Raw genomic sequence first — 3,377 nt, forward strand, 5'->3', positions numbered from 1 at the left:
AACAAAGCAAAACTTGTGGTTCCAAAATACGATATGATAGAAAGTCTTGACTCTCTTCGCTTAGCTAAACAAATCAATAAAGAATGTGAAAAAATTGATAAGATTATAAATGTGCTCATCGAAATAAATAGTGGCAGAGAAGAACAGAAAACCGGATTTTTACCTGAAAATGCTGTGGAATCCGTAAAATTAATTTCGAGATTTAAAAATTTACGAATTAGAGGTTTGATGACAATGGGACCTTTTAGCGGGAATCCGGAATCGGCTCGTCCTTATTTTGTAGAAACAAAAAAAATATTCGACAATCTAAAATCTTTGGCAATCCCGAACGTTGAGATGAAATATCTTTCTATGGGAATGAGCAATTCATATAAAATTGCCATTGAAGAAGGTGCAAATTTGGTTCGAATCGGCACCAATATTTTTGGAGCAAGAAAATAAATTAAACAGGACTACACATGACTTACTTGATATATGCAAGAAAATACAGACCTCAAAATTTTGACGAACTAATCGCTCAGGAGCACATTACCGAAACCCTGAAGAATGCGATCAGAACTGATCATGTTGCTCAGGCTTTTTTGTTTACAGGTCCCCGCGGAGTTGGCAAAACTTCATTAGCAAGAATTCTGGCAAAAGCTCTTAACTGCGAAAATGGACCGACTGTAACCCCTTGCAATGAATGCAAAAATTGCAAAGAAATTACCAATTCTTCCTCAGTAGATGTTATTGAGATTGATGGTGCTTCCAATACCGGGGTGGACGATGTTCGGCGTCTTCAAGCAGAACTTATGTATCCGACCCAAACTTCCAACAACAAAATTTACATTATTGATGAAGTTCATATGTTATCCAAAAATGCATTTAATGCACTCCTAAAAACTTTGGAAGAACCACCGCCGAACGTAAAATTCATTTTCGCCACTACAGAACCTCACAAAGTTCCCGCTACGATCACTTCACGTTGCCAGCGATATGATTTCCACAGAATTTCCATAGATGAAATCACGAAGCATCTAAAAAAAATCATTAGCAATGAAAATATAGAATGCGAAGATTCGGCGATTTTCCTTGTGGCAAAAAAAGCTGACGGCAGTCTGCGAGATGCTCTCAGTTTGATGGATCAGATAGTTTCTATCGGTAAAACAAAAATCTCAAAGGAAGATGTTCTACAAGTTTTCGGCATTGTGAATATTGATTTTTTCCACACTCTCACCCAGAATATCATTGACTCCAACAATAAAGCCATTATTAATAATTTTCACAAAATCATAGCAGAGGGAAACGATATCAATGAAATTATTCTGGGATTTATAGAATACTTACGAAATATTCTGATGCTAAAAATAGGGATAATTCCTGAAGAAGTTCATGCGGATGATTTAAAAGAATTGAAGCAGTTCCGCACGTATTTTACTGAAGAAGACCTTCTCTATGCGATTACAATCTTGATGGACTCGAAAGAGAAACTAAAAAGTTTTTCGCATCCGATTCTTCTTTTTGAAACAACTTTACTAAAACTGACCAATTTAAGTAGCTTAATTCAAATCGAAAAATTACAAGAAAAAATAAATCCAACCGAATTTTCTGTTTCTTTACAAACTCAAGCAAAAGAAAGACAAACAAATTATTATAAACCATCTTCCCACTCATCAGAAAAAAAAACTACTCCCGAACTTAAACCGGAAAAACCCGAACCGGAAAAATCCGCAAAACCCGAAAAGAATATTTCATTAGCTGAAATCAAAACCCGCTGGAAAGATTTTTTGAGAAAAATTGAAGAAAGTTATCCTGCAAAAACACTTTATCTGGGACAGATACAGTTCAAAACTATTCATAAAAACCATCTTTTTTGCCTAGCTAATTCCAAAATTGCTAAAGAAAGTCTTGAGGGATTTTCGGTTAAATTGAAAAAATTATTAAAGGATTTTTTTGGTGTAACTTTGCTCATCCAATTTGGAGTAGCAGAAAAAGTAACCCAAGACTATATCCATGCACCCACAATTAATGACATTAGAAAACATTCGCCAAAACTTGCCGAGATCATAAATAAAATTGATGGATATATTGTAGGTCAAAAACGCTTTGAATAACTAATCCGGCAAGAATTGATTCGTAACGTCTCCAATCTAAGAACTTTCATTTATGATTAATAATTCGAATATAAAAAATGTATTAGAGCAGTTAAAAATTGAATATCTGAAAAATCAAAAACCAATCATAACTCAGATTTCAGACATGGGGAACAATCCATTCCACATTCTTATCAGCACAATTTTGAGTTTGCGAACAAAAGATGACGTTACTGCAAAAGCAGCTGCAAAATTGTTTGGCAAAATCTCAAATCCATACGATTTGCATAAATTATCCAAAATAGAAATTGAAAAATTGATCTATCCTGTAGGGTTTTATCACAGAAAAGCAGAAAGCATCAAACAGGTTTGCCATATTCTGATTGAGAAATATCACGGTGAAGTTCCGGATTCAATGGAAAATTTGCTTTCTCTGCCGGGTGTGGGCAGAAAAACTGCAAATCTTGTTTTGGTACTCGGTTTCGATAAAGATGGAATTTGTGTGGATACACATGTTCACAGGATTTCTAATCGCTGGGGTTACGTAAGGACGAATTCACCCCTCAAAACCGAAATGGCTCTCAGAAAAAAACTACCGACAAAATTCTGGAAAATCTATAATGATTATCTGGTTTCTTATGGGCAAAATATTTGCAAGCCAATTTCCCCTTTTTGCTCAAAATGTGCGTTTAAAAATTTGTGTCCAAAAATTGGAATAGAAAAAAGCAGATAAACTTCATGAGAAATATTACCAACAAAAATGTATGGATTAAAGGGCGGTAAATCCCAAGGTTCCGACACACTTTCGGCACTGCTTAGGATGGGTACTGTAACGGTCCATTCGATAGGATTAACAAACGGGAAATCCTCAGAAGTGTTTACACAATCTCTCGTTCAACAGCCCGAATATCATCTCTCGTTCCCATCCGCCAGCTGGCGGATTGGGAGACGCAATTTTTCTCAAAGCCCCAGCTTTGAGTTTGCGAGGGTAAGGACATCATAATACAAAGCGATTAAAAAAGTGAAAAGTAAAAAAAACGGAAATAGCGTTCCTCAAATTTGTTTTACCCGTGATTTTCAATTTTACAACTTGTCTGCCAACTGGCTGATTTTTTAATTGTTTTTTCAATAGCCTAGCCATTTATGGCTGGGGAAAAAAACAAACAAAATAATTCAGGGCGTTCACGCCCTTATAAAAAACTTTTTGGAGTGCAACATCCGTGATGTTGCAGTGTTGTATAAAATATCACGGATATTTTACTCCAAAACGCCATAAATGGCGTAAGATAATTTGTCCGATTTTTT

General features: G+C 35.5%; 3 protein-coding genes. All 3 read left to right on the top strand.

Annotated elements, in window-relative coordinates:
* Positions 1 to 441, top strand: a 441-nt coding sequence (locus tag U9P79_05705) for a YggS family pyridoxal phosphate-dependent enzyme (protein MEA2104118.1), incomplete at its 5' end; no start/stop codon positions are given.
* Positions 442 to 458: 17 nt separating this feature from the next.
* The gene (gene dnaX / locus U9P79_05710) at positions 459 to 2,093 is read left to right on the top strand and encodes a DNA polymerase III subunit gamma/tau (protein MEA2104119.1); all 1,635 of its coding nucleotides are present in this window, start codon (positions 459 to 461) and stop codon (positions 2,091 to 2,093) included.
* 52 nt (positions 2,094 to 2,145) lie between these two features.
* Entirely contained in the window at positions 2,146 to 2,805 is a 660-nt protein-coding gene (nth, locus tag U9P79_05715) for an endonuclease III (protein MEA2104120.1), read from the top strand.
* The last annotated feature ends 572 nt before the right edge of the window (positions 2,806 to 3,377 follow it).

This window comes from Candidatus Cloacimonadota bacterium (assembly GCA_034661015.1).
In the GTDB taxonomy this organism is placed as follows: domain Bacteria; phylum Cloacimonadota; class Cloacimonadia; order JGIOTU-2; family JGIOTU-2; genus JAYEKN01.

What these genes read in the sequence shown, in the direction of transcription:
- dnaX (MEA2104119.1), top strand. Translation starts at nt 459, where the DNA reads ATGACTTACTTGATATATGCAAGAAAATACAGACCTCAAAATTTTGAC.
- nth (MEA2104120.1), top strand. Translation starts at nt 2,146, where the DNA reads ATGATTAATAATTCGAATATAAAAAATGTATTAGAGCAGTTAAAAATT.